At 66.7% G+C, this 3132-nt stretch carries 2 protein-coding genes; both read right to left on the bottom strand.

The genetic code is table 11. The features are described 5' to 3' along the window. A partial coding sequence (locus P3T41_RS36790) for a beta-ketoacyl synthase N-terminal-like domain-containing protein (RefSeq protein WP_280695014.1) occupies positions 1–192 on the bottom strand: 192 nt, incomplete at its 3' end. Positions 193–238: 46 nt separating this feature from the next. Next, positions 239–3132 (bottom strand): type I polyketide synthase (locus tag P3T41_RS36785; protein WP_280695013.1); only part of this gene is annotated, 2894 nt, incomplete at its 5' end.

Raw genomic sequence — 3132 nt, 5'->3', positions numbered from 1 at the left:
GTCAACACCCGAATCCACCAACCCCCAAAGACCCTCCGGCGAACCCACACCACCCGGATACCGACACGCCATCCCCACCACCGCAACCGGCTCATGGTCCTTCTCTTCGAGAGCGTGCAGACGCTCACGAGAGACGCGAGCATCTGCCACCGCACGCTTGAGGTACCGGCGGAGTTCATTCTCGTCAGTCACGTGGTCTCAGCTCCCTATGTCATGGGGACCGGGTACATGGGTGAGTTCAGTCGAGTTCGTCGATGATGGCGAAGACCTCTTCGTCACTCGCGGAATCGAGGTCGCTGTCGCGGGAACCGTGGGCGCCATCGGCTAGATCCAGCAGTTCTCTGAGCTGGGTGGCGATGCTCTTAAGAGCAGTCGCGTCGGACAGCGCTGTAGGTAGCACGGCCTTCAATCTGGCAAGGTCGGCCAGTACCGGATCGGCGGGAGACGAGGGGGCGTGGTCGACGATGAGTGCACCGTGCAGGTATGTGGCCAGTGCGTCGGGGTCGGGGTAATCGAAGATCACCGTAGTGGGCAGGCTCAGTCCGGTGGCGCTGTTGAGCTGATTGCGCAGCTCGATTGCGGTGAGAGAGTCGAAGCCGAGCTCGTTGAAGGAATCGGTTGTGCCGATCGCGGTGGGGTCAGTGTGTCCCAGCACAGTGGCGGCCTTTGCGAGGACGAGGTCGATCAGTAGTTGCTGCTGTTCCATCTGCGGCAGCTGGGCCAGGCGTTGCGCCAGTGTTGCCGGCCGGGGGGCTGCTGCGGGACTGGGTGCAAGGCCACGCAGTGGCGCGGGGAGATGCACGGCAGGACGTAGGGCCGCGATGTCGACTCGGTTGAGGACCTGGACGGGGTCGCGGAGCTTGAGTGCCTGGTCGAACAGTCGCAGCCCCTGCTCCGCGGTGAGCGGTGTGACACCGCTTCGGGTCCACCGGGCCACGTCGCCCTCGGACAGCGCGCCGGCCAAGCCTGACCGCATGTCCCACAATCCCCAGGCCAAGGACTGGGCGGGCAGTGCGTGGTGGCGGCGGTGGTGGGCGAGGGCATCCAGGAAGGTGTTGGCGGCCGCGTAGTTGGCCTGTCCCGGAGCACCGATGATTCCAGCAATGGAGGAGTACATGATGAACGCCGACAAGCCTGCGTTCTCGGTCAACTCGTGCAAGTTCCACGCACCATCGACCTTGGGCCGCATCACAGCCTCCAGCTGAGCCGGAGTCAGCGACGTGAGCGTGGCATCCTCCAGGACACCCGCGGTATGAATCACAACACTCAACGGATGCTCCTCGGGCACCGTGGCGAGCAAAGCAGCCAGCACCTGACGGTCCGCAGCATCGACCGCGACGATACGGACCTCGGCACCCAGCCCAGCCAACTCCTCCCCCAACGCTTCAGCGCCCGGACTGTCGAGACCCCGCCGACTGAGAAGCAGCAGATGACGCACGCCGTACTCCACGACAAGGTGCCTGGCCAAAACCGCCCCCAAAGCACCCGTACCACCCGAGATCAACACCGTGCCGTTTTCCCAGTCCCGGCTGGTCGGAAGGGACTCGGTGGATGTGTCGGGTTCGGCGGGGACGAGCCTTGGGACGAATGCCTTGCCGGCCCGGATGAGCAGTTGGGGTTCACCGGTGAGCACTGCGGCTCCAAGGACGTCACGTGTGCTGGTGTGGTCGTCGATGTCGATGAGGGTGAACCGGTCCTCGTGCTCGGCCTGGGCCGAGCGCAGCATGCCCCAGGTGCCAGCGAGGGCAAGGTCGATGGCGTCTTGCGGGTCGGCGACGACGGCGCTGTTGGTGAGCACGACCAGGTGCGCGGCGGCGAACCGGTCGTCGGCCAGCCAGGTCTGCACCGTCTCGAGCAGCCGGTTCAGGGCCTGCCTGGCTTGGACGACGAGGTCGTCGCGGGCGGGACCGTTGGAAGGAAGGAGAGAGGTCATGGGCAGCAGCACTGTCGGGGGCACGGGCTCACCGTCGTCGATCGCCTGCTGCAGAGCCGTGAGGCCGGTGTAGGTACGGGTGGCGGTGGGGTGGTCAGCTTGGCCGAGGACTGCCCAGGTGTTTTCTGGCTCGGGGGCGTTGGTGAGCGGCACAGGGATCCAACGCAGGCAGAACAGGCCCTCTGTGGACCGGCCGCTCGCCGTCAGCAGGTCTCCCGGGGATAGCGGGCGCAGCCGCAGTTCGTCGATCGCTGCCACGGGCAGGCCCGCGTCATCGGTGAGTTGGAGGCTGACCGCTGTGGTCGTGTCGTCGGATCGCTTGAGTACGAGTCGTGCCCGCACAGCGGTGGCGTTGGCCTGGAACACGCGGATCCCGGACCAGGAGAAGGGCATCATGGGTTGGAGCGCGATGTCCGCCACGCCGGGCAGTAGCGCGTGCAGGGCTGCGTCGAGCAGTGCCGGGTGCAGGACGAAGCGCGCCGCCTCGACGCGGTCTTCCTCGGCCAGCGCCACCTCGGCGTAGATGCTGTCTTGGTGGCGTGAGAGTCGGCGCAGGTTCTGAAACACCCGGCCGTACTGGTAGCCCTGCGCAGCGAGCCTGGTGTAGACGTCGTCGAGGTCGACCTCCACGGCGTCGGCTGGCGGGCGGACGTCCGCGGGGGGCGGCGTGGTGGCATCGCCGGGGCTTATCGTGCCCTGGGCGTGGCGGGTCCACTGTCGGTGGGTGCCGGTCTGGGACTTGACCGCGCGCGAGTGGATGCTCAGCGAACGTCGTGCGGTCTCGTCGGGAGCGTCGATGATGACTTGGATCTGGATGTCGTCGTCTTCGCGGATTACCAGCGGTGTGGTCAGTGTGAGTTCGTCGACAAGGGCGCAGTTGACCTGCCGAGTGGCGTGGAGTGCCAGGTCGACGAAGGCTGCCCCCGGTAGCAGCGCCTTGCCCAGCACGACGTGATCGGCGATCCACGGATGGGTGCGCAGCGACACCCGGCCGGAGAGGACGACGGTGTCGCCGCCTGCCACGTCCACCGTCGTGCTGAGCATTGGGTGGTCTGCGCAGTCCAGGCCCAGGTCGGTCGCGTCGCCAGCGGGGGCCGAGGCCGGCAGCCAGTAGCGTTCGTGTTGGAATGGGTAGGTGGGTAGGTCGACCCGGTGGGCGCCGGTCCCGGCGAAGACGGTGTTCCAGTTGGTGTCGGTGT

This window comes from Kitasatospora sp. GAS204B (assembly GCF_029892155.1).
GTDB lineage: Bacteria > Actinomycetota > Actinomycetes > Streptomycetales > Streptomycetaceae > Kitasatospora.
Note: the sequence above shows the minus strand (reverse complement) of the source record. Positions and strands in the feature narration are given on the sequence as shown.